General features: G+C 61.5%; 19 protein-coding genes. 6 read left to right on the top strand and 13 right to left on the bottom strand.

Annotation, left to right across the window (positions count from 1 at the left end; translation table 11 throughout):
- Positions 1–47: 47 nt before the first annotated feature.
- Positions 48–977: an AraC family transcriptional regulator gene (locus C4J84_RS20335; protein WP_124371722.1), complete on the bottom strand. Its 930-nt coding sequence runs from the start codon at positions 975–977 to the stop codon at positions 48–50.
- Positions 978–1,305: 328 nt separating this feature from the next.
- On the opposite strand from C4J84_RS20335, the gene C4J84_RS20330 reads away from it, so the two are divergent.
- Entirely contained in the window at positions 1,306–1,647 is a 342-nt protein-coding gene (locus C4J84_RS20330) for an antibiotic biosynthesis monooxygenase family protein (protein WP_124368198.1), read from the top strand.
- Positions 1,648–1,690: 43 nt separating this feature from the next.
- The gene (locus C4J84_RS20325; protein WP_124371721.1) at positions 1,691–1,936 is read left to right on the top strand and encodes a hypothetical protein; all 246 of its coding nucleotides are present in this window, start codon (positions 1,691–1,693) and stop codon (positions 1,934–1,936) included.
- A 125-nt stretch (positions 1,937–2,061) separates the two neighbouring features.
- Here the strand turns inward: C4J84_RS20325 and C4J84_RS20320 are convergent, their stop codons facing one another.
- From C4J84_RS20320 to C4J84_RS20300, 5 genes are all read right to left on the bottom strand, one after another.
- Positions 2,062–2,694, bottom strand: a complete 633-nt coding sequence (locus C4J84_RS20320; protein ID WP_124371720.1) for a flavin reductase family protein — start codon at positions 2,692–2,694, stop codon at positions 2,062–2,064.
- Between the two features lie 152 nt (positions 2,695–2,846).
- A complete protein-coding gene (locus C4J84_RS20315; RefSeq protein WP_124368195.1) occupies positions 2,847–4,166 on the bottom strand; it encodes an MFS transporter in 1,320 nt (439 codons plus the stop codon).
- 284 nt (positions 4,167–4,450) lie between these two features.
- A complete protein-coding gene (locus C4J84_RS20310; protein WP_124405164.1) occupies positions 4,451–5,776 on the bottom strand; it encodes a sigma-54 dependent transcriptional regulator in 1,326 nt (441 codons plus the stop codon).
- Positions 5,770–7,536 (bottom strand): ATP-binding protein, encoded by a 1,767-nt coding sequence (locus C4J84_RS20305; RefSeq protein ID WP_124436006.1) that lies wholly within the window; start codon positions 7,534–7,536, stop codon positions 5,770–5,772. The genes C4J84_RS20310 and C4J84_RS20305 overlap by 7 nt, the downstream gene beginning before the upstream one ends.
- 93 nt (positions 7,537–7,629) lie before the next feature.
- Positions 7,630–9,153 (bottom strand): fumarate hydratase, encoded by a 1,524-nt coding sequence (locus C4J84_RS20300; protein ID WP_010208051.1) that lies wholly within the window; start codon positions 9,151–9,153, stop codon positions 7,630–7,632.
- Between the two features lie 216 nt (positions 9,154–9,369).
- Here C4J84_RS20300 and C4J84_RS20295 point away from each other — a divergent pair, with 216 nt between their 5' ends.
- A complete protein-coding gene (locus C4J84_RS20295) occupies positions 9,370–10,302 on the top strand; it encodes an iron-sulfur-binding ferredoxin reductase (protein WP_124371717.1) in 933 nt (310 codons plus the stop codon).
- 696 nt (positions 10,303–10,998) lie between these two features.
- Positions 10,999–12,366, top strand: a complete 1,368-nt coding sequence (gene ltrA / locus C4J84_RS20285) for a group II intron reverse transcriptase/maturase (protein WP_124370008.1) — start codon at positions 10,999–11,001, stop codon at positions 12,364–12,366.
- Between the two features lie 470 nt (positions 12,367–12,836).
- On the opposite strand, the gene pyk is transcribed toward ltrA, so the two are convergent.
- Positions 12,837–14,288 carry a pyruvate kinase gene (pyk, locus tag C4J84_RS20275; RefSeq protein WP_124371716.1) on the bottom strand — a complete coding sequence of 484 codons (1,452 nt, stop codon included), beginning with the start codon at positions 14,286–14,288 and terminating at the stop codon, positions 12,837–12,839.
- 173 nt (positions 14,289–14,461) lie between these two features.
- Between pyk and C4J84_RS20270 the strand changes: the two genes are divergently transcribed.
- A complete protein-coding gene (locus C4J84_RS20270; protein ID WP_124364211.1) occupies positions 14,462–14,836 on the top strand; it encodes a tol-pal system YbgF family protein in 375 nt (124 codons plus the stop codon).
- Between the two features lie 205 nt (positions 14,837–15,041).
- Positions 15,042–15,401: a PilZ domain-containing protein gene (locus C4J84_RS20265; protein WP_124364210.1), complete on the top strand. Its 360-nt coding sequence runs from the start codon at positions 15,042–15,044 to the stop codon at positions 15,399–15,401.
- Between the two features lie 57 nt (positions 15,402–15,458).
- Here the strand turns inward: C4J84_RS20265 and C4J84_RS20260 are convergent, their stop codons facing one another.
- The 6 genes from C4J84_RS20260 to C4J84_RS20235 are packed head-to-tail and all read right to left on the bottom strand — an operon-like array spanning position 15,459 to position 22,129.
- Entirely contained in the window at positions 15,459–16,790 is a 1,332-nt protein-coding gene (locus C4J84_RS20260) for a DUF58 domain-containing protein (protein ID WP_124371715.1), read from the bottom strand.
- Positions 16,791–16,797: 7 nt separating this feature from the next.
- Positions 16,798–17,796 (bottom strand): MoxR family ATPase, encoded by a 999-nt coding sequence (locus C4J84_RS20255; protein WP_124371714.1) that lies wholly within the window; start codon positions 17,794–17,796, stop codon positions 16,798–16,800.
- On the bottom strand, positions 17,793–18,950 hold the full coding sequence (locus C4J84_RS20250) for a DUF4350 domain-containing protein (RefSeq protein WP_124371713.1): 1,158 nt from the start codon (positions 18,948–18,950) through the stop codon (positions 17,793–17,795). Before C4J84_RS20250 ends, C4J84_RS20255 begins: the two co-directional genes overlap by 4 nt.
- Positions 18,947–20,479 carry a DUF4129 domain-containing protein gene (locus C4J84_RS20245; RefSeq protein ID WP_124371712.1) on the bottom strand — a complete coding sequence of 511 codons (1,533 nt, stop codon included), beginning with the start codon at positions 20,477–20,479 and terminating at the stop codon, positions 18,947–18,949. Before C4J84_RS20245 ends, C4J84_RS20250 begins: the two co-directional genes overlap by 4 nt.
- Complete coding sequence (locus C4J84_RS20240; RefSeq protein WP_124371711.1) at positions 20,466–21,440, bottom strand: stage II sporulation protein M; 975 nt, start codon at positions 21,438–21,440, stop codon at positions 20,466–20,468. Before C4J84_RS20240 ends, C4J84_RS20245 begins: the two co-directional genes overlap by 14 nt.
- Positions 21,437–22,129: an RDD family protein gene (locus tag C4J84_RS20235; protein WP_124364204.1), complete on the bottom strand. Its 693-nt coding sequence runs from the start codon at positions 22,127–22,129 to the stop codon at positions 21,437–21,439. The genes C4J84_RS20240 and C4J84_RS20235 overlap by 4 nt, the downstream gene beginning before the upstream one ends.
- Positions 22,130–22,131 lie beyond the last annotated feature (2 nt).

The raw sequence follows: 22,131 nt of genomic DNA, 5'->3' as shown, positions 1-22,131 counted from the left end.
ACCGCCATCGGGAGCAAGCCCCCTCCCACATTTTGATCTTCATTGCATCAGATGCTTTGGCGTAACCGGGCCAAGTCGCGCAAAGGCGGCGCGCCAAACAACCGGCTGTACTCCCGGCTGAACTGCGACGGGCTTTCATATCCCACCCGATACCCCGCCGCCGAGGCCTCCAGCCCTTCGGCAATCATCAGCCGCCGAGCTTCCTGCAAGCGCAGTTGTTTCTGGTATTGCAGCGGACTCATGGCGGTGATCGCCTTGAAACGGTGGTGCAGGGTCGAGACGCTCAGGTTCACTTCCCGCGCCAAGTCATCGATTCGCAGCGGCTGTTCGTAGTTGCCGTTCAACCACTTGATCGCCTGGCTCACCCGGTGGCTCTGGCTGTTGGCCACGGCAATTTCATACAGGCGATAGCCTTGGGGCCCGCGCAACAAGCGGTAGAGAATTTCGCGGTTGATCAGCGGGGCGAGCATCGCGATATCTTTGGGCGTATCCAGCAGGCGGGTCAGGCGTAGCACGGCATCAAGCAATTGATGGTCGATGCGGTCGACGTACATGCCTCGGGATGTCGGACGTGACGGCACGCCCATCGGGCCGGCTTCGGCAATCAGTGCAGTGAGCTGGGCCGGGTCGATATTGATGCGAACCGACAGGTTGGGGTCTTCGGGGGTGGCGTCGATAATTCGCCCGGCCACCGGCATGGCCACCGAGAACACCAGATAATTGAGGGGGTCGTAGGCAAAGATTTCGTCGGCCAGGCGCACTTCCTTGCTGCCACTGGCGAGGATGCACAGTGCCGGCTCCACCAGCACCGGCATGAAGTCACGCGGCGTGTTGTGGCGGTTCAGGTACAGCGAAGTGATCGCCGTGCCGTAGGAGCCATCTTCCCAGGTATGGCGGTGCACGATGCTGGCCAGTTCGGCACGCTGCTTTTCCATCTCGGCATCGAGGGGCATGGACTTGAGGTCGGGCGACGACATGGGGCGTCCTCTACACACTGGTTGAATGGTGCTCAGCTTAGTGGTGGGTATTCAAAAAGTGTTACGTCGATTCTGCACAATCCTTGCCTGATCCTGCGGCTTAGCGTGAATCAGGCAAGCAAGGCGGCTGTCATCTCCCTGAAATATGCCGTTCGGGGCTGGAATAAATCCAGCGCTGGAACGTCCTGCCTACGCTTCTCGCAGGATTGTGCAATAAGCCTGCAGGAATTGACTAACCGTGCCCACACCGGCGCCGCTATCTTTGATCCTGTGGCAACACGCCCTCACAGTGCTTGCCGAGCATCACTTCTCAACGGGAGAGTCGAACATGTCCACCCCCATTCCCGCGAGCCATATGGCCTTTGTCCGTGCCCGTACCGGGTACAGCACCGAACTCGGTGCACGCTTGAGCAGTTTGATCGAACCGGGCCGACAGGCCCAGGGTTGCCTGCAATTTACCGTGCAGCATTCCCAGACCGACCCCGATGTATGGCTGATCTCGGGCTTCTGGAGCAGCGAGCAGGCGATGAGCGCCTACTTCAATTCCCCGGCCCTGATGATCTTCACCGAGTTGCTGAACGACATGGTCGTGCGCAGCATGGACTTCCAGACCTTCACCGATGCATCCGCCGTCAAAGCCTACGGCGAGTACCTGCAACTGGCCGGCTAGAACGTTAGAATGGCCGACTTTTCATTGGCCAGGACGTTCAAACATGGCACGTAAACAATTCGCCCGCCACGAAGCCGTTTCCGCCGTAGTACCGGGAGAGGGCGGCTACAGCGCCGCCGTCGCCGTCAAGGCACTGGACGGCATGGGCGCACCGCGTTTTCACAAGATTCTCGATGGGCAGACGTTCAAGACGGCTTCCGACGCCGATGATGCGGCGGCGGTGCAGCTTGAATGCCTGGTCGATGTGGACGCAGACGGTCAACTTGCCTGGGCAACTGCCTCCAACTAAAGACCACCGACGATCCAAATGTGGGAGGGGGCTTGCTCCCGATAGCGGTGTATCAGCTACACATTAGTTGACTGACACACCGCTATCGGGAGCAAGCCCCCTCCCACATGTTTATTGCATTTCAGTCAGGGCTTTGTGGCGCCTGGGCGGTACATCTTGAACAGCGCCTCCGGCCCCAGCTGGAAATAATCCGCCGGGCCGCCACCGCGCAAAATCGGCTCGGCGGCGGCGGTGTCGTAGATCCCGTCCTTGAGCAGCCATTTGGCGATGTGCACCGCGACCACTTCGCCCAGCACCAGCCAGCTGGGTACCAACTGCTGGTCGGCGCGTTGCAGCTGGATAATCTGCGTCACCTTGCATTCGAACGACACCGGGCTCTCGCCTACTCGCGGTACGCCGACGACTTTCGACGCCACCGGCGTCAGGCCGGACAACTCGAATTCATTCACGTCCGGCGAAACGGCCGCGCAACTCTGGTTCATCTGCTCGGCCAGTGGGCGGGTCGCCAGGTTCCACACGAACTCGCCAGTCTGCTCGATATTGTTCAGGCTGTCTTTGCGCCCCACGCTGGAAAATCCAATGATCGGGGGAATGTAGTTGAACGCATTGAAGAAACTGTAGGGCGCCAGGTTCAGGCGGCCTTCGCGGTCGTGGGATGAGATCCAGCCGATCGGGCGTGGGCCGACGATGGCATTGAACGGGTCATGGGGCAGGCCGTGGCCGTTGGCGGGTTCGTAGAAGTGGATATCGTCGGACATGGGCCAGTTCTGCTCTCGGTTTCGGGGCAAACATCATACCCAATGTGGGAGGGGGCTTGCTCCCGATAGCAGGGTGTCAGTCAGTAATATATTGATTGACCCACCGCTATCGGGAGCAAGCCCCCTCCCACAGGTTTTATCTCATCATCCAGTTAGTCGGTGGTGATGCGCGAGTGTTTGCGTGTGTCCTTCATGGTCACATAGACCACCAACGACACCGCGATACACGCGGTCACGTACCAGTAATAGCCGGTTTCCATGCCGATGCTCTTGAACCACAGCGCGATGTATTCAGCGGTGCCGCCGAAGATCGACACGGTCAGGGCATACGGCAGGCCTACGCCCAAGGCGCGGATTTCGGTCGGGAACAGCTCGGCTTTCACCACTGCGTTGATCGAGGTATAGCCGCTGACGATGATCAGCGCCGCCATGATCAGGAAGAACGCGCCCCACCAGCTCTGGATGGTGTGCAGGGTGGTGAGGATCGGCACCGTGAACAGGGTACCGAGGATGCCGAAGGCGATCAGGATCGGTCGACGGCCAATCTTGTCCGACAGGCCGCCCACCAGGGGTTGCAGGCACATGAACAGGAACAGCGTCGCCGCTGAGATGGTGGTGGAGTCGGAGATGCTCATGCCGACGGTGTTCACCAGGTATTTCTGCATGTAGGTGGTGTAGGTGTAGAACGCCAGGGTGCCGCCCATAGTCAGGCCGACCACGGTGAGCAGTTCCTTGGGGTGGCGCATCAAGGTGCGCATCGCGCTTTCCTTGGCTTTTTCCTTCTTGGTGAACGACTCGGTTTCTTCCATGCCGCGCCGCAGGTACAGCGCAACCACTGCGCACAGCGCGCCGATGGCGAACGGGATGCGCCAGCCCCAGGCATACAGTTGCTCGGTGGTCAGCACTTGCTGCAGCACGATCAGCACCGCCAGGGCGATGAGCTGGCCCGAGATCAGGGTGACGTACTGGAAGCTGGAATAGAAACCACGGCGCTCCTTGGTCGCCATCTCGCTGAGGTAAGTGGCGGAGGTGCCGTATTCGCCACCGACCGACAGCCCCTGCAGCAGGCGGGCAAACACCAGCAGGATGGGCGCACCGATACCGATGATTTCATAGCCTGGGCTCAGGGCAATCAACAGTGAGCCGAAGCACATCAGGTAGACCGAGGCCATCAGGGCTTTCTTGCGCCCGACCTTGTCGGCGTACAGGCCCATCAGCCAGCCGCCGATCGGGCGCATCAAAAAGCCCACGGCGAAGATCGCGGCGGTATTGAGCAATTGGGCGGTGGTGTCGCCTTTGGGAAAGAAGGCTTTGGCGAAGTACAACGAGAAAGCGGCGTAGACGTACCAGTCGTACCACTCGACCATGTTGCCGACGGAGCCGCTGAAGATCGATCTGATCCGGCTGGAGGTTGTGCGTTCTTTTGCCGGCGCAGCCGCCGACCCCAGAGGCAAGGTGTTGGAGTTATCCATTGAAGGATCCTTCATCTAGTTGTTTTTATGGAGCGTGCCTGAGCACTGCCTGGCTTGGGCTGTAGCAGAAGCTGTGCCAGGTGGGTGAAGGCCCGGTTTAGAAGGGTTTCAGGATTTTTTTGAGCGGAATGTTGCTGATGGTTTTCAGGTGGTGAGCGGAAATCCGCTTATGGCTGCTGGCGCCATCGGGGGCAAGCCCCCTCCCACATTTTGACCTCATTGTTCCTGAATAAACGCGGTCCACTGTGGGAGGGGGCTTGCCCCCGATGGCGATCGGAAGGCCGCTAGAGAAACATCTCCCTTGCCAACCCATGCCGCTGCATCTTTTCATTGAGGGTCCGGCGCGGCAGTTGCAGTTCGGCCAGCACCGCCTTGATATCGCCTTTATGCCGGGTCAGCGCAGCTTTCAGGCAATGCGCCTCGAAGGCTTCCTGCTGCGCCGCCAAGGATTGCCCGGCCTCGATGCCCTCCGGTTCCGGCTCGCCAAGCCCCAGCACCTGGCGTTCGGCCGCGTTGGCCAGTTCGCGTACGTTGCCTGGCCAGTCATGACTGAGCAGGCGTCCCAGCGCGGGGCCGCTTAGCGGTTCGGCGCTGCGTCCCAGGCGCTGGGCAGCGTCCTGGGCAAAATGTTCATACAGCAGCGGAATGTCTTCGCGGCGCTCGCGCAGCGGCGGCAGGCGCAGTTGCGCGACGTTGAGACGATACGCCAGGTCTTCGCGAAAGCGCCCGGCGCGGGCCTCTTCCAACAGGTCCGGCTTGGTGGCCGCGATGATGCGCAAATCCACATGAATGCTCTGATTGGAACCCAGGCGCTCCAGCTTCTGCTCTTGCAACACGCGCAGCAGTTTTACCTGCTGGGCCAAGGGCATGCTTTCGATTTCATCGAGGAACAGCGTGCCGCCATGGGCGTATTCCAGTTTGCCGATCCGCTTGCCCTGGGCGCCGGTGAATGCGCCGCTTTCATGGCCGAACAGCTCGGCTTCGAACAGCTGCTCGGGGATCGCTGCGCAGTTGAGCGCGACAAACGGCTTTTTCGCCCGCGGGCCGAAATCATGCAGGCAGCGCGCAACCAGCTCCTTGCCGCTGCCGGTCTCACCGCGGATCAACACATTGACCGGCAGCGTCGCCAGGTCCAGCACCTGGCGTCGCAGGGTTTGCAGGCTCTTGGATACCCCGAGCAGACTGGATTCCAGCTGGGCGCGATGATCGGCTTGGCGATGCAGGCGGCGGTTTTCCAGGATCAGCCCGCGTTTATCCAACGCGCGGCGCAGGCTATTGAGCAGCGCATCCGGGCTGAAGGGTTTTTCCAGGAAGTCGTAGGCGCCGTCGCGCATGGCTTCGACGGCCATCGGCACGTCGCCGTGGCCAGTGAGCAGGATGACCGGCAAGTCGGCATCGCGCCGCTGCACTTCGGCCAGCAGCTCCAGGCCGCTGAGGCCGGGCATGCGCACGTCGCTGAGGATCACGCCGGGAAAGTCCCTGGGCAACTGCGCCAGGCATTCCTCGGCACGGCTGAACAACTGCACCGCAAACCCGGACAGGCTCAACCATTGTTCGACGGCCGTACGAATGCTGGCTTCGTCATCCACCACAATCACCGCGTTCAACATAGGTCGGGCGTCTCCAGCGCGACAGGCAAGGTCAGGGTAAATATCGCGCCGTCGCCCCGGTTGCCGGCGATCAGGCGTCCGCCCAGTTCATGCACGATAGCGTAGGACACCGCCAGCCCCAAGCCGAGCCCGTCACCCACCGGCTTGGTGGTGAAGAAGGGGTCGAAGACATTGTTCAAGTGTTCTTCGGCAATCCCGCCGCCGCTGTCGCTGACGCTCAACTGCCAGAGCTGCTGGTCGGCGTGCAGGCGGATTTCCAGGCGTTTGCGCGGCTTGTCGGCCATGGCATCCAGGGCATTGCGCAGCAGGTTGATCAGCACTTGTTCCAGGCGGATCGCGTCGCCGCGTACCCACGCGGGGCGGGTCAGGTCCAGCACCACGCCGATGGCTTCATCGCGCAAGCGTGCGTCGAGCAGGTGCAGGGATTGATCGACCACGGTGGCCAGGTCCAGGCGTTCGCGCAGGCCGCTGGGGCTTTTACGCGCGAAGGTCTTGAGATGGCCCGTCAGCGCGGCCATGCGGGTGAGCATGTCATCCAGCGGTGTGAGTGCCTTGTAGGCATCGTCCACGCGGCCGTGGTCGAGCAACAGCCGCAGGGTCGCCAATTGCATGCGCTGGGCGGTCAGCGGTTGGTTGATTTCATGGGCGAGGGCAGCGGACATCTGCCCCAGTGCCGCCAGCTTCGCCGACTGCACCAGGCCATCCTGGGCGGTGCGCAGGGCCCGGGTGCGTTCCTCGACCAATTGCTCGAGCTCTTCACGGCTGCGTTGACGCAGACGCGCCAGGCGCCAGCGTTGGCTCAAAAACAGCACGAGGAACACCAATGCCAGCCAGGATCCGGCGGCGGCCAGGCCGGCGTTGCGTTGGTCTTCAAACGGGAACTGAGGTTTGCGCAGCAGGTGCAGGGTCCAGCCTTCGGCTTTGAGCGGCAGCGATTCCCAGATGTAGTTGGCGTTGCCGTCGGGGCCGTTGACGCGCATCAGGTGACTGTTGTCGCCGAAGCGCTGCAAGGTGCTGGTCTCCAGCGGCTGCAGGTGTTTCTTGTCGTATTGGCGGGTGGCCTTGAGTTCGGCCAGGTCGCTGGCCGACAGCGCACGCAGGTTGCGGTAGCGCCAGCCCGGCTGGTTGGCGATGAACACGATCCCGCGCGCGTCGCTGACCAGCAACAGGTCGTTACCCTGGGCCCATTCACGCTCAAGCTCAGGGAATTCGAGCTTGACCACCATGGCGCCGAGGAACTGCTCGTGTTCGTCGACCACGGCGCTGGAAAGAAAGTAACCCGGTATGCCGGTGGTCACCCCCACCGCGTAAAAGCGCCCGGTGCCCTGGCTCAGGGTCTGGCTGAAATACGGTCGAAACGCATAGTTGTGCCCCACATAACTGGTGGGCAGGTTCCAGTTGCTGGCGGCCACGGCCAGGCCGGTGCGGTCCATCAATTCGAGGGTGGAAGACTGGGCGGCGCCATTGATGCGTTCCAGCTTGCGGTTGAGCAGGTCCTGGGTGGCGGCATCCAGCGGGCCTTTCAAGGCGTTGATCATCTCCGAGTCCAGCGCCAGCACGGCGGGCAGGGCACGGTAGCGTTCGATCAGGGTGTGCAGCGAGTTGGCATACAGCGCCAGCTGTTGATTGGCACGGGCGGCGTCGTCCACCAAGGCCTGGCGTTCGGCATGGCGCGTGGCCAGAGCCGCAGCCAGCACCGCACCGGCGACGATCAGCAGGGAATAGAAGGTCAGGCGCAGGGGGCGAGGGATTGCGATCATACGAGGATGAACAGGCGCAGTGGGGGCGAGCACCATAGCATGGGCTGCCCGAAACTTGTGTGGGAGGGAGCAAGGCCCCCCTCCCACCCTTACTTACTGAACTTCCACCGCCAGGCTTTCACTGATCTTCTTCTGCCAGATCGCAGGACCGGTGATGTGTACGGATTCGCCCTTGCTGTCCACCGCAACGGTGACCGGCATGTCTTTCACGTCGAACTCGTAGATCGCTTCCATGCCCAGTTCGGCGAAAGCGACGACGCGCGATTTCTTGATGGCCTGCGCCACCAGGTAAGCGGCGCCGCCCACGGCCATCAGGTACACGGCCTTGTGGTCCTTGATCGCTTCGATGGCGGTCGGACCGCGCTCGGATTTGCCGATCATGCCCAGCAGGCCGGTTTGCTCGAGGATCTGACGGGTGAACTTGTCCATCCGCGTCGCAGTGGTCGGGCCCGCCGGGCCAACCACTTCTTCGCGCACCGGATCAACCGGGCCGACGTAGTAGATGAAACGGCCCTTGAGGTCCACCGGCAGGGTTTCGCCCTTGTTCAGCATCTCGACCATGCGCTTGTGCGCCGCGTCGCGACCCGTGAGCATCTTGCCGTTGAGCAACACCGTTTCGCCCGGCTTCCAGCTCTGCACTTCTTCGGGTGTCAGGGTATCGAGGTTGACGCGACGGGCCGATGGGCCGGCTTCCCAGACGATTTCCGGGTAGGCGTCCAGCGGTGGCGCTTCCAGCGATGCAGGGCCCGAACCGTCGAGCACGAAGTGCGCGTGGCGGGTGGCGGCGCAGTTGGGGATCATGCACACCGGCAGGGACGCGGCGTGGGTCGGGTAGTCCATGATCTTCACGTCGAGCACGGTGGTCAGGCCACCCAGGCCCTGGGCGCCGATGCCCAGTTGGTTGACCTTTTCGAACAGCTCCAGGCGCATCTCTTCGATGCGGTTCTGCGGGCCGCGCTTTTTCAGCTCGTGGATGTCGATGGATTCCATCAACACTTCCTTGGCCATCACCGCGGCTTTCTCGGCGGTGCCGCCAATGCCGATGCCGAGCATGCCCGGTGGGCACCAGCCGGCGCCCATGGTCGGAACGGTCTTGAGCACCCAGTCGACGATCGAGTCGGACGGGTTGAGCATGGCCATTTTCGACTTGTTCTCGGAACCACCGCCCTTGGCGGCCACGTCCACTTCCACGGTGTTACCCGGGACGATGGAGTAGTGGATCACCGCCGGGGTGTTGTCCTTGGTGTTCTTGCGCGCGCCCGCCGGGTCAGCAAGGATGGAAGCGCGCAGGACGTTTTCCGGCAGGTTGTAGGCGCGACGCACGCCTTCGTTGATCATGTCGTCCAGGCCCATGGTGGCGCCATCCCAACGTACATCCATGCCCACGCGCACGAACACGGTCACGATACCGGTGTCCTGGCAGATCGGGCGATGGCCGGTGGCGCACATGCGCGAGTTGATCAGGATCTGGGCGATGGAGTCACGGGCGGCCGGCGATTCTTCGCGCAGGTAGGCCTCGTGCATCGCCTGGATGAAATCAACGGGGTGGTAGTAGGAAATGAATTGCAGGGCGTCGGCAACGCTCTGAATCAGGTCGTCTTGCTTGATCACGGTCATGAGTCGCGCTCCTCTATAAGGGAACATTCAATAAGGTGGCTTCAGTGAGGGTGCATCGGTCGGCTGAAACCACCTTTCCAAGGCACGCCACTGGTGCAGGCGCGACGCTAAAAAGGCGCGGCAGTATAACCCGGCACGGTGGCTGATACACCTGACTATGGTCAAACTGTCGCAGGCATGATTCCCTGTGCGCGCCCCTTGTGATTGAGTCCTTGTATGCCTGAACTGTACGTCGGCGAACGCCATTGGCCGGTGACTACCGGCAGCAACCTGCTGGACGCCTTGAACCAGGCGGGGGTGGCCGTGCCCTTCAGTTGCCGCGCCGGAAGTTGCCATGCCTGCCTGGTGCGTTGCCAGGGCGAGGTTGAAGACAAGCAACCTCAGGCGTTGAGCCCGGCGCAACGCCAGGACGGCTGGCGCCTGGCGTGCCAGTGTCGGGTGGTCGGCGACCTTCGGGTCGAAGCCTTTGACCCGCTGCGCGACGGCATGGCGGCACAGGTGGTGGGTGCGGATTGGCTGAGTCCGACGGTGCTGCGCCTGCGCCTTCAACCCGAGCGTGGCCTGAGGTACCGCGCCGGGCAGCATCTGGTGTTGTGGGCAGGGCAGGTGGCACGTCCCTATTCCCTGGCGAGCTTGCCCCAGCAGGACCCGTACCTGGAGTTTCATATCGATTGCCGTCAACCCGGGGCATTCAGTGATGCCGCTCGCCACTTCAAGATCGGTGATGCTTTAAACCTGGGTGAGTTACGGGGCGGGGCGCTGCAGTATGATCCCGACTGGCAAGCCCGGCCGCTGTGGCTGCTGGCCTCCGGCACTGGGCTGGGTCCGTTGTGGGGGGTGTTGCGTGAAGCGTTGCGCCAGGATCACCAAGGTGCGATCCGCGTCATTCACCTGGCTCATGATGCCCAGGCTCACTACCTGGCCGAACCCCTGACGGCGCTGGCCGCGCAGCATCAGAACCTTAAGGTGGAGTTGTGGACCGCAGATGAGTTGGCCCAGGCATTGGGGCAACTACGGCTTATTTCGCGGCAAACGCTGGCCTTAGTCTGCGGGCATCCTGACAGCGTCGAAGCCCTTTCCAAGCGCTTGTTTCTGGCAGGACTGCCGCGCAATCAACTGCTGGCCGATGTGTTCCTGCCTCGTGGTTGAACGACTGACAGTCGAGCACATGCTTTGCGGGTGTACGCGATTACCTGTGGGAGGGGGCTTGCCCCCGATGAGCATAGATATCTACACAACTTTGGCGTAGCCCTGAACCTGTGGCGAGGGAGCTTGCTCCCGTGGCGACCTGGCGGCCTATAGCTATCTGACTGATGCCGCGCGATCCAAATGTGGGAGGGGCGGTGCGACGATTCGACTTGCTCCCGATGGCGGCCTGACAGCCGACCAGGATGCTGGATCAGGGCGAGTACATATCCGTTGCTGCGGTAACGGCTGCTATGGGTTCCGCCCTTACGGCGTCTCACTTGTGCGCCCGGCATGGGCGCCATCTTGGAGGTGAAAGTCCTCTCGTAAGCTGGCCACAGCGAACGAAGCGAAGCGCAACTGCAGAAGGGTGACCGACTGTGGGGAGGAAGCGTGGAGCATAAACCTCGAGCCGAGGTACACGAATCGCATCTGAGGCGGATTCGGTCAGGGCGAGCAGCCAAGTGCCTGCGAAGCTCTTGTGGCCTAAAGGCCGGATACGTAAATGCGGCGGTTGTGAGGTGAAGGATGGCGTTCTTACCCGGGGAGATCTCGCCTCATGCCTGAAAGGGCGACGGTGTGAGCCGGAGCGAGAAGTCAGCAGAGGTCGTAGTAGCTGCTTGGCAGTGAAGGACCAAACGAGAAGAAAAGCGGTTTGACATGACGATACAGCAGGCCATGCAACAGATGCCCGGGCAACCGGGGCGGGAAGCGACGGCGAAGGGTGAATCTCCAAGCTGCGCGTCCAGCGTTGAAGCTGGCTGTCCGCGACATGATCCAAACCCCACAGGAGAGGGGCTGCTACAAGCAGCCCTTAGCAAAGAAAACTTACTGCTTGCCCTCAAACGGGTGCGTTCTAACAAAGGTGTTGCGGGTGTGGACGGTCTGACGATCGACGAAACCGTGCAACACCTGAAAACGGCATGGCCGGGAATACGCAGCCAGTTACTGGCAGGTGAATACCGGCCTGCTCCCGTGCGCAGGGTCCTGATCCCGAAACCGGATGGTGGCGAGCGCAAGCTTGGCATCCCGACGGTCACGGACAGACTCATTCAGCAGGCACTATTGCAGGTTCTCCAGCCGTTGCTGGATCCTGGTTTCAGTGAACACAGCTACGGCTTTCGTCCGGGGCGCAGCGCTCACCAGGCCGTTCTGGCGGCGCAGCAATATATCCATTCGGGGCGTCAGGTTGTGGTGGATGTCGATATCGAGCAGTTTTTCGATTGCGTCAACCATGACCTGCTGATCGCCCGACTGAGCAGGAGGGTGACTGATCGGGGCGTACTGTGCCTGATCCGGGCCTACCTGAACTGCGGGACGTTGATCGGAAAAGACGTAGTGATCAACAGGCAGGGGACGCCGCAAGGCGGCCCGCTTTCACCGCTGTTGGCGAATGTGGTGCTGGATGAAGTGGACAAGGAACTGGAACGAAGAGGTCATTGCTTCGTCAGGTATGCGGACGATGCCAATGTTTATGTACGCAGCCCCAAAGCCGGCCTGCGGGTGATGGCAGTGCTCCAACGCCTCTACGGTCGCCTTGGGTTGCGCATGAACGAAGGCAAGAGCGCAGTTGCCAGTGTGTTCGGTCGAAAATTCCTTGGGTACGGCTTCTGGCTGACACCCGACGGAAAGATCAGGCGCTGGGCAACAAACAAGGCACTCCAGGCTTTCAAACAACGCATCCGGGAATTGACTTCGCGTAACGGCGGTCGAAGCCTGGAGCAGGTCATTGGAAGATTGAGGCCGTACCTACTGGGCTGGAAGGCGTATTTCTGCCTGTCGCAAACCATAGCGATGTGGAAACGGCTGGATGGATGGATACGTCGAAGACTCAGGGCAATCCAGCTCAAGCAGTGGAAGACCGGCAGGACGACCTATCGTGAGCTGTGCAGGATGGGGGCGACCCCGGATCTAGCTGCGCAAATAGCGGTGGATAGCCACAGGATCTGGCACAACAGCGCCGGGCTGATTCATAGCGTTCTGACGGTCGCGTGGTTTGATCGGCTGGGGCTTCCCCGCCTCAGTTAACCTGAACTTCTCGAACCGCCCGGTGCGGACCCGCATGCCGGGTGGTGTGGCAGGGGAGCGGCCAGATGGCCGCCCCCTATGCCGATTTGAAAAGCGCAAAAGTAAGCAAAACGCTCTTGCCCCACCACTCGGCACCTCGCTTAGGCTCGGTGTGCCCGTAATCCGACAGCGATTTGGGGGGCCGCCGCCACGCGCCATCCATGGCGCGGGGCGGCTAAACCGGCATCCCTGCCGGTTTACCCCCCAAATCACTGTCGAATTCCGGCCAGCGTGGTTTAACGGGGCGCTTAAGATCAAGAGCAAGATCAAGAGCGGCTCGCTTCGCATCGTGGTTACTGTTGGCTGCTACAAAGTTGTGTAGATACCTATGCCCCGATGAGGCCTGATGGTTCAACACCTCAACCGGCATTTGAAATGCAAAAAAGCCCCGCCATTCTCATGGCAGGGCTTTTGTTTTTTCAGCGTGTCACTCAGAACTGCGGGTCGCCCACGTGCAGGATCTTCATGCCATTGGTGCCGCCGGTGGTGTGATAGCTGTCGCCCTTGGTCAGGATGACCCAATCACCTTTCTCGACGACGCCGCGTTTGACCAACTCGTCGATAGCTTTCTGGCTGACTTCGTTCGGGGCCAGCGAAGCCGGATCGAACGGAATGGTATAGACGCCACGGAACAGCGCCGCACGGGCCTGGGCTTCGCGGTGGGGGGTGAACGCGTAGATCGGCACCGACGAGCGGATGCGCGACATGATCAACGGCGTATAGCCACTTTCGGTCAAGGCGATGATCGCTTTAACGCCTGGGAAGTGGTTGGCGGTGTACATGGCGGCCAACGCGATGCTCTGGTCGCAGCTCTCGAATACCTTGCCGATGCGGTGGCTGGAGGTCTTGCTGGTGGGGTGCTTTTCAGCACCGACGCAGATACGCGCCATGGCCTGGACGGCCTCCAGCGGGTACGGGCCAGCGGCACTTTCAGCCGAGAGCATCACGGCGTCGGTGTAGTCGAGCACGGCGTTGGCCACGTCGGACACTTCGGCGCGGGTCGGCATCGGGTTCTGGATCATCGACTCCATCATCTGGGTCGCAACGATCACCGCTTTGTTGTGGCGGCGTGCGTGCAGGATGATCTTCTTCTGGATACCGATCAGCTCGGCATCGCCGATTTCCACGCCCAGGTCGCCACGGGCAACCATGACGGCGTCGGAAGCCTTGATCAGGCCGTCAAGGGTTTCGTCATCAGCCACGGCTTCGGCACGTTCGATCTTGGCCACCAGCCAGGCGGTACCACCGGCTTCGTCGCGCAGTTTACGCGCGTATTCCATGTCGGCGGCGTCGCGCGGGAAGGACACGGCGAGGTAGTCGACTTCCATTTCGGCGGCGAGCTTGATGTCGGCCTTGTCTTTTTCAGTCAGGGCCGGTGCCGTCAGGCCACCGCCGCGACGGTTGATGCCTTTGTGGTCGGACAGCGGGCCGCCGATGATCACGGTGCAATGCAGTTCGGTCGGGGTAGCGGTGTCGACGCGCATTACCACGCGACCGTCGTCCAGCAGCAGTTCGTCGCCGACGCCGCAGTCCTTGACCAGATCCGGGTAGTCGATGCCTACGACGTCCTGGGTGCCTTCGGTCAACGGATGGCTGGTGGAGAAGGTGAATTTGTCACCGATCTTCAGCTCGATCCGCTTGTTGGCGAATTTGGCGATACGGATCTTCGGGCCTTGCAGGTCACCCAGCAGCGCCACGAAGCGGCCGTGTTTGGCGGCCAGGTCCCGCACCAGCTTGGCGCGAGCCTTGTGCTCGTCCGGGGTGCCGTGGGAGAAGTTCAGACGGGCAACGTCCAAACCAGCCAGAATCAGCTGTTCGAGGACTTCCGGCGAGTTGCTGGCCGGGCCAAGGGTGGCGACGATTTTGGTACGACGGACGGACATGCACAGACTCCTGAGTTCAAGCGCTGGGGAAGGCTACTATGCTCTTTCGTTGTAGTCATTGTTCGTTTGCACTACTTATCGACGATCGGCTTGTTTTTGCTGCAGTGGAAAGGTGAACGCCCTTGAAGATTTTGGACGATAGGTCGATACACTGCACAAGACAGGAGAACCCCATGCGAATTTTGCTCGTTGCTGCCCTGGCCGTCAGTGTTGTCGGCTGCACCCGCTGGTCGATGGACCATCATTTGAACAACGCTTACCGCGCCTATGGGGTGGGTGACTGCGCACGGGTCACCCTGGAATTGTCCCAGGTAGACCGTGAAAGCCGCACCCGCCGCTATGTGCAGCCCGAGGTTTCGATGTTGCGCGGGCAGTGCCTGGAGCGCCAGAAACTGTTCGTCGATGCTGCGCAAACCTACCAATTCATCATCAGCCAATACCCATCAAGCGAGTACGCTTACCGAGCCCAAGCCCGGCTCGATACCCTGCGCCAGCTGGGGCATTTCTCTGGCGTGACCGCGGCGCAACCACGGCCGGCGTCTTTATGATGGCATTCGTCGCTTCATAACTGGCCTCTTTCCAGTCTTGGGTTATTCTTTGAATAGATGTTTGTACAACTTTCTGTTCAAAAGAATGTAATGCCCGGATTCGGCAGCTGTCTCGTGGCAACGATTTCTTGTCACACCGATATCCAGGGAGAGCGAGCGATGGGCTTGTTCCGAATCACTGGCTTTATTGGATGGCGACCTCACCATGTTTATCGAACGACGGATCGAACGGCATCAGCTACCTTATTTCCTGCAGGTGTTCAATCGGCTTACGGACAAGCCAATCGGCTATCTGGGCGACGTTTCTGAAGAAGGGCTGATGCTGATCAGTCAGTTGCCAATGATGATCGGCGCAGATTTTGAGCTGCGCCTGAAGATTCCAGGGCCGGACGGCGAGTTCCAGGCTGTTGACCTTACCGCGACCTGTTTGTGGAGCCGTGAAGATGTCAACCCGCAGCATTACGACTCGGGGTTCCGCGTGCGTCAGGCGTGCGAAGAATACGCGCAACTGATCAGCGCCTTGTTGCATTACTTCAGTTTCGATCCTTTACAGGCCCCCGTTTGACTATCATCTGCAGTCGGCCATGGGGGACCTGTGTCTACCGTGGCCGTGCGCTTGCCGTCAGAACACCCCGGCTTTTTTCCAGTGCAGGTAACGTGTCACCAACGCGGCGCCCAACTCTGACGGCAGGCTATCCAACACCGACAACCCATGAGCGCCCAGGCGATCATGCAGTTGGTTGCGCATGTTGAGGTAGTCAATCGCGCCGCTGTAAGCCAGTGCTTCGGGTAGGGTTTGTACCGGGGCCTGGCGCAGTTGGTCGAGTACTTCCTCTCGCAGACTGGCGACCAGTACCCGATGGTGTCGACCGATCCGCTTGATGGCACTCATCAGTGCTTCATCGTCTTCATCGCGCAGGTTGGTCACCACGATCACCAAGGCGCGGCGCTTTTGCCGAGCAAGCAATTGGCTGGCGGCGGCTTCATAGTCAGCGGTCTGGCGTGTGCTTTCCAGGTCATAGACGGCATTGAGCAAGACGTTCAATTGGCCGCTGCCCTTGACCGGCGCCAAGTAACGCGGCTGGTCGCTGGCAAAGGTACAGAGCCCGACTGCATCGCCTTGGCGCAAGGCGACATAACTCAGCAACAGGCAGGCGTCCAACGCGTGGTCGAAGTGGGACAACTCGTCGTCCTGGCTGCGCATGCGTCGGCCGCAATCGAGCATGAATACAATCTGCTGGTCGCGCTCATCCTCATACTCGCGGGCAATCGGCGTGCGCTGGCGTGCCGTGGCTTTCCAGTCGATCTGACGCAGGCTGTCACCGTCGCGAAATTCGCGTAATTGATGAAACTCCAGGCCTGGTCCGCGCCGCTGGTGCTGACGTACGCCCAGTTGACTCAGCCAGTTATCCACACCCTGCAACCGGGCACCGGATAAACGCGCGAAGTCCGGATACACGCGAGTGGCATCCGAGGCTTCGATCCAGCGTCGCGCCGACCACAGCCCCAAGGGGCTGGGCAAGTGGATTTCGCAGCGGCTGAAATTGAAATGCCCACGTCGCAGGGGGCGCACGCGATAGCCCAACTCGCCGCGCTCACCGGGGCGCAGTGAGATGGATTGCGGCAGGTTATCCACTACCAGTCCTTCGGGCACGTGATCGAACACCAGCACGGTCAGCGGCTGTGGATAATCGTGTTCCAGTGACAGGCGCACTTCTCCCCAGCGCCCCAGCGCCAGGCTACCGGGCAACATCCGCTGTACACGTGCCGAAGGGCGGCGGCGCAAGCGCATGGCATCCAGCATCGCCAGCAACAGCAGGGCCAACAGCAGGCCCCAGGCGATTGCGTGCAACGTATCAGGCACCTTGAACTGCAACGCCGCCGACGCGCCCAGCAGGATATCGAGGGCCATCAGAACACCCAGCCAGGTCAGGAGCAGACGGGTCGGTTTCATGCCGGCGTTACTGCCTGGGGGCCGCGATCTGGTCGAGCAACTGCTTGATCACCTGGTCCACCTCCAAACCATCGATATCCAGCTCCGGCGAAAGACGCACTCGGTGACGCAGTACCGCCAGGGCGCAACCCTTGACGTCATCCGGGATCACGAATTCGCCGCCGCGCAACAGCGCCCGCGCACGGGCGCCGCGAACCAGGGCGATAGACGCTCGTGGACCGGCACCGATGGTCAGGCCCGGCCAACTGCGCGTCGCCCGCGCCAGGCGCACGGCATAGTCGAGGACCTGTTCATCCAGAGGCATGCCGCTGGCAATCTGCTGCATCTGCACCACGTCTTCGGCTTGCAGCACGGTGCGCAAAGGCTGCACATCGAGCATGTCGGCCCTGGACGAGCGGGTCACTTCGCGCACCATATCCACTTCCTGTTGCGCCTCGGGATAGTCCATGCGCACCTTGAGCATGAAGCGGTCCAGCTCGGCTTCGGGCAATGGGTAGGTGCCTTCCTGCTCGATGGGGTTCTGGGTGGCCAGCACCATGAACGGCTCGCCGATGGGCAATGCCTCGCCCTCCAGGGTGACCTGGCGCTCCTGCATGGCTTCGAGCAGTGCCGCCTGGGTTTTGGCCGGGGCGCGGTTGATTTCGTCGGCGAGCAGCAGGTGAGTGAATAACGGCCCCTTGCGCAGCTTGAACTGTTCGGTCTGCAGGTCGTACACCGCGTGGCCGGTGACATCGCTGGGCATCAGGTCCGGGGTGAACTGGATGCGGGCGAAATCACCGTCAAAACAACGGGCCAGCGCACGCACCAGCAACGTTTTGCCAAGGCCGGGTACGCCCTCGAGCAACACATGGCCACCGGCAATCAATGCGGTGAGTACGTCATCGATCACCGCGTCCTGGCCAATGACTGCCTTGCGCAATTCAACGCGCAGGGCCTGGGCCTGTTGGCTGGCGTATTGAACGTTTTTTTCGGCGTTCAGGGCTGTGGCCATTGGAGAGTCGCTCATAGGGCATTCCTGAGGGTTTGCAGGCACGCCACCTGTCGGCTGAAGTCGGCGCTGGACAGCCGTTTCAGCGCAGGTGCGCCGAGTGCCTGGCTGATGATAGGGGAAGGTTGTCGCGTCAGAAGTGCCAGCACCTGGCATTGTTCTGCCGTGTCGAGGTGTTCAAAGCCGGGGTGGCGTCGTCGGGCGGTGCGCAGGAGGTCGTGCTGCAAGGCCTGCAGTAATGCACCCTGGCCGTTGCGGCGTAGCAGGAAGTCGGCGCTGGCGCGCAAATGCTCTTGCAGCTGTCGACGCGCCTTGGGCACGGGTGCCCGAATCGGGCCCTGGCGCATGCCGGCTTGCCAGAGGGCCAGGGCAATCAGTGCAACAAGCGCGACAAGGGCCTGGGGGAAGTAACGGATCAGCAGGGTAAACAGGTTGTCCACGTCGCTGTTGAACAGCAGCGTGACGTCGGTACCCTGGTTCAGGTACCACAGCAGCCAGGCGTTGTCGTGTTTGCCGATGCTCGGGGTTTTCCACAGGTCGCTGTCGGTGATCACCGTGACGCGGCCCAGCCCCAGGTCCAGTTGCATCAGGTGGCTGGACTTGGCGCTGTTGGCTGAAAACTGCGCAAGGTGCCGGGGGTCGATAAGGTTGAAGTCGGTATCGAAACTGAAATAGGCCGGCTTGGTTTCATTGTCGACATACAGTTTGGTGAGGTCTGGCGCGCTCTTTTTGCGCGGTGGCGCCGGCTCGTCGAAGTCATCACTCAAGGCCTGGCGAAGCTCGAGACGATCAAGCAGCAGGTCGCCGCTTTTGCCGGTTTCTTCATCCCATAACGCTTCGGCCACCAGTAGCAGGTGGCCCCCGGCTTTGGCCCAGGCCAGCAACTGTTCGACCTGGCGTGGGGTCATGTTGCCGCGTTCTCCCAGCAACAGCAGGCTATGGCCTGGGGCAGGCAGGTCGGCAAGCCGCTCAAGGCCGTTGGCATGCGCTACCGTCAAACCTTGCTGGCCCAGGAAATGCTCGGCCGCGAGGTAAGGATTAGCCAGCGCGTCCGGCGCCGGGCCGTGATCCACAACCTCCTCATAGGGAATTGCCTTGTGCCAGGCATACAGACCGCCCACTCCCAACAGGCAAGCCAGCAGCAGGGCCATCCACAGTAAGGGTCGCTTCATTGGCTGGCCCCCCCACTGAAGAGTGCGCGCCAGTCGCTGCAGAGCTTTTGCTGGGCTGCGCCGGGAGGCAGCCGGTGGCCATAGGCGAGGTTTTGCCAGTGCCGGGTCAACTCGTGACTGAATGCCAGCAACTGCGGTTGCTGCAACTGATGGACGCGCTCCAGTACCTGGCCCTCGGTGTCGGCACTTTTGAGCGGCAGGTTGAACTCATGCAGCAGCCGGCTGAGCAGGCCGCGATACAGCAGGCCAAGGGCTTCCCTCGGTTGGGTGGGCCACAGTTGTTCGGCGGTGCTGGCGATGTCGTCGGGCAACGTCTCGACCCCCAGCTCCAACCCGAATAACTGGGCAGGCGCAGGTTTTGCGGCGTTGGGGCGAGGTTGCCGCCTGCGGCTGACAAACGTGCGCAGCCATTCACGGTAGCGCCACACCACCCAGGCCAGCCCGCCGATCAGCAAGCCCCATAGCAGTATCTCCAGGCCTTGGGCCACGTGCTTGAAGGTGTTGCTGTTGAGGTTGTCGAGCAAGTGCTGGAGCCAGCCAGGTAGCTTACCGTCGCCGCCCTGGGCTTTGGGGGCAGTGGCGGGTTTTTCTTCGCCAAAACGATAGCGGGTGACGGTTTGCGGATTCTTGAACGGCGGTTTTTCCAGTAATGCCTTGATCGATTGGCTGGCCGCCTGGGTGCTGAGCGGCTTTGGATCAGCCGGTTCATCCGCCATCGCCATTGGGCTCAGTTGCGCCAGCGTCAGCCCGACGACCAGCAGCAACAGCGGCGCGACACTGCTCAGGCGTTGGCGCAATCGGCGAAACACCAGCTCCAGGTCCCAAGCCTCCAGGACGGTGCGACGGTTGAGATACAGGCTGAAACCGCAGGCGACGTAGATGGGTTCCCAGAACACCAGGATCAGCGCATAGAAGGCATTACTCAGGTGCTCCAGCCATAGACCCTGCGGGCCGGTCGCCAATGCCAGCCGCTGCCAGTCCCAATCCAGTTCGACCTGCTCCGGGATGAATAGATAGAACAGCGCCATGCAACCGAACCACAGGCCGATTTCCAGGTGCACCCCGATGATCGTCAGCCAGCGCGCGCCACCCGCGTTGCGCTGTTGCAGTACGCCCAGGCGCTGTTGACGCGCTTGACCCTCCAGGCCTTCAAGCTGGCTCACGGGCATCACGAAGCTGCGGCTCAGGCTCAGCCGGCGCCAGGTGAGGCTGGCGAGCAGTTGCCCCTTGAGCAGGCGCGGCCATTGGCGAACAGCTTGTTTCAGGCTTGGCGTTTCACCAAACAGCGCCTTGGAAAGAATGTACAGCGGCAAGCGCTCGAAGGCCGGCTTCAGCCACCAGAACAAGAAGATAGCGTAGGACGGGTACTGCCACAGCAGCGCAGTGAGCAGCACGAACACCGGCAGGCTGACCAGCGCCCAGCTGCTCATCAGCAATAGACGATGTTCCCGGGCCATCAGTACGCCGAGGTCCATGGCTTCCCAGGAGGTGCGGGGGCGGATGACCACGCTGGAGTCAGTCAGGCGCATGGCGAGTCCTGCCGGCGAAGATCAGATAGGCGGCCACGAACAGCCAAAGTGCGCTGCCCACGAGGTATTTGATCCAGGGCGCAATGCTCGTGGTGGATGACCAGTAGGCTTCGATGAATGCTGCGATCAGCAGCAATAACATGACCCCGCATAGCATCTGCACACTTTTGCGGGCCGCCAGGCGCAGGGATTCGCTACGTGCCAGGGGCCCGGGCGCGATCAGCGACCAACCCAGTTGCAGGCCTGCTGCACCGGCCAGTGCGATGGCGCTGAGTTCGAAGGCGCCATGACCGATCACGAACGACCAGAACGTCTGGCCGTAGCCGATTTCACTGAGATGCCCGGAAACCGCGCCGATGATCAAGCCGTTGAATACCAGGAAGAACACGCTGCCCAGGCCGAACAGCAAGCCGGCGGCAAAGGTCTGGAAGGCGATGCCGATGTTGTGCATCACGTAATAGCCAAACATCATCCAGTCTTCACTGGAAGCCCGTTCGGCCGCGCGCCCCAGGCGGCTGGCGGCGGGGTCGTACATGCTTTGCATCTCGGCCACTTGTTGCGGGCTGACGATGCTGTAGATCAGCTCGGGGAACAGGTACACCAGTAACCCGATGCCCAGCAGGCTACCGAAGAACAACAGGCTGGCAATCAGTACGAAGCGCCATTGTTCGCGTACCAGGCGCGGAAAACCGGCGAGGATGAACGCCAGTATATTGGCTGTCGTTTGACTGCGATGGCGATACAGTTGTTGGTGACCACGCAGCGCCAGTTGTTGCAGGTGGTCCACTAGGTAACTGCTATAGCCGCGCGCCTGGGCCAGGGCCAGGTGCTGGCACAGGCGTCGATATTGATAAGGGAAGTCGGTTGCCTCGCAGGCTTTGCCTTGCTCTACCTGTTTGAGCAGTTCGGCGAAGGTTTGCCATTGCTGCTGGTGGCGGCTTTCAAAAAGGCTCTGCTTCATGTCGGCCCCAACAAACCGTGGGCCACACCGTTGAGTTGCTCCACGGCGCGAGCCGGAGACACCTGCAAGGGCGCGGCGAGGATGGCAGCCAGTTCATGGACCCGCTCGGCAGACAATTCAGCCTGGCGTTCGGCGAAACCGAGTATGGCCCGCTGTTCGCTCAGCTCCAGTGCGAAGGGCAGGCGCAGGGCGGCTGCCTGAGGGATGCGCGGGCGGGCCGACGCCTGATCGCGGTAGACCACCAGCGTACCCGCTGCCAGGTCGCCGAGGCGCTTGAAGTGTGGATGTTGCAGACAACTGATGGCGCCGAAGAAGTAGCCGAAGGGCAGCATGTCGACAAAGCGCAGCAGGTTGCGGATCAGCGACGCCGACCAGCCAATGGGGGTGCCGTCGTCCTGTACCACCCGCAGGCCCATGACCTGCTTGCCGGGAGAGCAGCCCTGATTGAACACTTCGAACAGCACCATGTACCACCAGCTGACCAGGAACAGCAGCAGGGAGCCCAAGCCGAGCCCGAGGTTGCCAAGCAGCGCCAGGGGCACCAGCAGGACGCTCATGATCACGCCGCGCACGAGCAGGTCGAAGGCAAAGGCCACGGCCCTTGGCAGCAGGCCGGCAGGGCGCAAGGGCAGGTCGATACCCTCGGGGGTCTCGATCTGGTAGCAGGTATCCAGAGGAGCTGTTGGCATTG

Source organism: Pseudomonas sp. R11-23-07, assembly GCF_003852295.1.
Classification (GTDB): domain Bacteria; phylum Pseudomonadota; class Gammaproteobacteria; order Pseudomonadales; family Pseudomonadaceae; genus Aquipseudomonas.
The sequence above is the reverse complement of the archived record's forward strand: the minus strand, read 5'-3'. Positions and strand labels throughout refer to the sequence as shown.

Excerpts from the sequence above, each read along its gene's own strand:
- C4J84_RS20235 (WP_124364204.1), bottom strand. The coding sequence starts at position 22,129 with ATGCCAACAGCTCCTCTGGATACCTGCTACCAGATCGAGACCCCCGAG.
- C4J84_RS20295 (WP_124371717.1), top strand. The coding sequence starts at position 9,370 with ATGCCTGAACTGTACGTCGGCGAACGCCATTGGCCGGTGACTACCGGC.
- C4J84_RS20260 (WP_124371715.1), bottom strand. The coding sequence starts at position 16,790 with ATGAAACCGACCCGTCTGCTCCTGACCTGGCTGGGTGTTCTGATGGCC.
- C4J84_RS20255 (WP_124371714.1), bottom strand. The coding sequence starts at position 17,796 with ATGAGCGACTCTCCAATGGCCACAGCCCTGAACGCCGAAAAAAACGTT.
- C4J84_RS20245 (WP_124371712.1), bottom strand. The coding sequence starts at position 20,479 with ATGCGCCTGACTGACTCCAGCGTGGTCATCCGCCCCCGCACCTCCTGG.
- pyk (WP_124371716.1), bottom strand. The coding sequence starts at position 14,288 with ATGTCCGTCCGTCGTACCAAAATCGTCGCCACCCTTGGCCCGGCCAGC.
- C4J84_RS20335 (WP_124371722.1), bottom strand. The coding sequence starts at position 977 with ATGTCGTCGCCCGACCTCAAGTCCATGCCCCTCGATGCCGAGATGGAA.
- C4J84_RS20250 (WP_124371713.1), bottom strand. The coding sequence starts at position 18,950 with ATGAAGCGACCCTTACTGTGGATGGCCCTGCTGCTGGCTTGCCTGTTG.
- C4J84_RS20305 (WP_124436006.1), bottom strand. The coding sequence starts at position 7,536 with ATGATCGCAATCCCTCGCCCCCTGCGCCTGACCTTCTATTCCCTGCTG.
- C4J84_RS20325 (WP_124371721.1), top strand. The coding sequence starts at position 1,691 with ATGGCACGTAAACAATTCGCCCGCCACGAAGCCGTTTCCGCCGTAGTA.
- C4J84_RS20320 (WP_124371720.1), bottom strand. The coding sequence starts at position 2,694 with ATGTCCGACGATATCCACTTCTACGAACCCGCCAACGGCCACGGCCTG.
- ltrA (WP_124370008.1), top strand. The coding sequence starts at position 10,999 with ATGACGATACAGCAGGCCATGCAACAGATGCCCGGGCAACCGGGGCGG.
- C4J84_RS20240 (WP_124371711.1), bottom strand. The coding sequence starts at position 21,440 with ATGAAGCAGAGCCTTTTTGAAAGCCGCCACCAGCAGCAATGGCAAACC.
- C4J84_RS20270 (WP_124364211.1), top strand. The coding sequence starts at position 14,462 with ATGCGAATTTTGCTCGTTGCTGCCCTGGCCGTCAGTGTTGTCGGCTGC.
- C4J84_RS20315 (WP_124368195.1), bottom strand. The coding sequence starts at position 4,166 with ATGGATAACTCCAACACCTTGCCTCTGGGGTCGGCGGCTGCGCCGGCA.
- C4J84_RS20330 (WP_124368198.1), top strand. The coding sequence starts at position 1,306 with ATGTCCACCCCCATTCCCGCGAGCCATATGGCCTTTGTCCGTGCCCGT.
- C4J84_RS20310 (WP_124405164.1), bottom strand. The coding sequence starts at position 5,776 with ATGTTGAACGCGGTGATTGTGGTGGATGACGAAGCCAGCATTCGTACG.
- C4J84_RS20265 (WP_124364210.1), top strand. The coding sequence starts at position 15,042 with ATGTTTATCGAACGACGGATCGAACGGCATCAGCTACCTTATTTCCTG.
- C4J84_RS20300 (WP_010208051.1), bottom strand. The coding sequence starts at position 9,153 with ATGACCGTGATCAAGCAAGACGACCTGATTCAGAGCGTTGCCGACGCC.